Raw genomic sequence first — 1,826 nt, 5'->3', positions numbered from 1 at the left:
CTTGCTTTAAGGACGATAGTGCGAAGCACGTAGTAATTAAAGTTCGCCTTTGGCGAATGTGTTCTCATCGGTCTCGGCTATGAGTAGTTGCGTGGTTTAGCACTTAACTTTGCAAGTACACACCAAACTGAAAATCTGCGAGGATTTTCAGAAGTAGGCGAGAACAAGCAATTACTTATAGCCATTGTTGTGCTTTCGTTATTTTTTTAATTCTTTCTCAATTAATTCTACAATTTCTAAATTATTTATTCTAATTGCCTTTAGTTCTTTCATATAATTGTAGGCGTAGTAAATCATTTGTTGGTTATAATTTTCAAATAGTGGATCCTTAAATAATCCAACGAAATTAGATGGGTGCTTGCTTCCCTTCCTATTGGGTGATTTTTTACCTAATTCTCTTGCTTGGGTGTAGTTGTGTATCAATCGAACATAAGGGTTTGTACCATAACTTCTAAGAAGTTCAACTTCTTCATAAGAATCAATAACTAAGTCCTCCCAACTAAATAATAATTTTGCTAAGCGCTCACCGTTAATCAAATGAATATCTCCTGACGATATAGCAGAACGCAAGGCCCCATTAATTGGGCTAAAACTATATCCATATCCACCATGGGCCAAGTTTTCTTTATACACTGTATTGTCTGTGACATAATTTATAGAATCGATAAGATTTCTTGATTTCAAAAATTTCCTAATACTTTTTTCTTGGTGGTAATATACAGTATCTAATCTGCTAAGATTCTCTTCAAAATCCATCTTTAAGGCTAATAATACTTTCTGTTTTTGTTTAGTATTTACTATATCATTTCTCCATTCATTTAATTGAATTGCTATTAAAATCCCGATAACAACAAGAATAATTTCGCCAATGGCGTATTTAAAATACTTTCCTGTTTTGTTTTCCATTAGTAAGTTTTGGCGAATTTTTCTAAAGAATTTTATCATTGGTTAGCGGTTATGCTGTCATTATTTTTTTAGTAATGTGTCAATTAGTTCCAATATTTCTCGAGATTTCTCCTTTACTCTTAAATGTCCTTTAATTGTGTTGTCAAACATAAATTTGCGTTGTGTAAGCGAATTAGAAAGACTACTAACTAAAACTTTTTCATTAACGTTATTCCATAAAATTTCATCAACAATATTACCTGTTGGCCCGTTTGAATAAGTGAAATGCTGTGCATAATAAGTACTTACATTTTTATAAGTATCTAGATTACTGTCAAATCGTTTTAATTGGTCTTCTTGTATGCTATTTAAGTCCATTAACTTATCTATTAAATCTTTATTCAGAAGATTAATATTTCCTGATGATAGGATGGTATTAAAGGTGTTATTTGCATAGTCTCTTTTAACCCTAAAAGTATCATCTATTTCGTTTCTTGCTATTTTTATAATGGTATCAATGTTACTGGACGGTTTATAGATTCTTTTTAATAATTTTTCTGTGGTCTTATTATCTTCGAGTTGTATTTCAGTAATAAAATTTATATGCAATGTGTCTTTTTTTAGATCATTCGCAAGTGAATTCATGTAAAATATTGCCAGCTTTTTATTTTCACTTTCTTGGTTCCAATTATTTATTTGAAGCGCAATCATGATCCCAATAACCACAAGAACAATTTCTCCAATCGCATAAATCAGATACTTGCTGAATTTATTTTCTGAGAGTAAATTTTGCCTAATTTTTCTAAAGAATTTTATCATTGGTTATTTTGGTTTTTCTAATGAAGCACAACTGCAGGGTTAAACGTAGTTCTGCTTTGAGAATGAAAAGATAATAAATTCTTAAACAATAATTAGAGAAGGCGACTTCCTTATAATCTCTA

2 protein-coding genes are annotated in these 1,826 nt (G+C 30.7%); both read right to left on the bottom strand.

The window, feature by feature from the left end; genetic code table 11:
- Nucleotides 1-198: 198 nt before the first annotated feature.
- On the bottom strand, nucleotides 199-906 hold the full coding sequence (locus J4050_RS15075) for a DUF6090 family protein (protein ID WP_208155445.1): 708 nt from the start codon (nucleotides 904-906) through the stop codon (nucleotides 199-201).
- A 60-nt stretch (nucleotides 907-966) separates the two neighbouring features.
- Entirely contained in the window at nucleotides 967-1,704 is a 738-nt protein-coding gene (locus tag J4050_RS15070; protein WP_208155446.1) for a DUF6090 family protein, read from the bottom strand.
- Nucleotides 1,705-1,826: the final 122 nt, after the last annotated feature.

Source organism: Winogradskyella pelagia, assembly GCF_017581965.1.
Classification (GTDB): domain Bacteria; phylum Bacteroidota; class Bacteroidia; order Flavobacteriales; family Flavobacteriaceae; genus Winogradskyella; species Winogradskyella pelagia.
The sequence above is the reverse complement of the archived record's forward strand: the minus strand, read 5'-3'. Positions and strand labels throughout refer to the sequence as shown.

Excerpts from the sequence above, each read along its gene's own strand:
- J4050_RS15070 (WP_208155446.1), bottom strand. The coding sequence starts at position 1,704 with ATGATAAAATTCTTTAGAAAAATTAGGCAAAATTTACTCTCAGAAAAT.
- J4050_RS15075 (WP_208155445.1), bottom strand. The coding sequence starts at position 906 with ATGGAAAACAAAACAGGAAAGTATTTTAAATACGCCATTGGCGAAATT.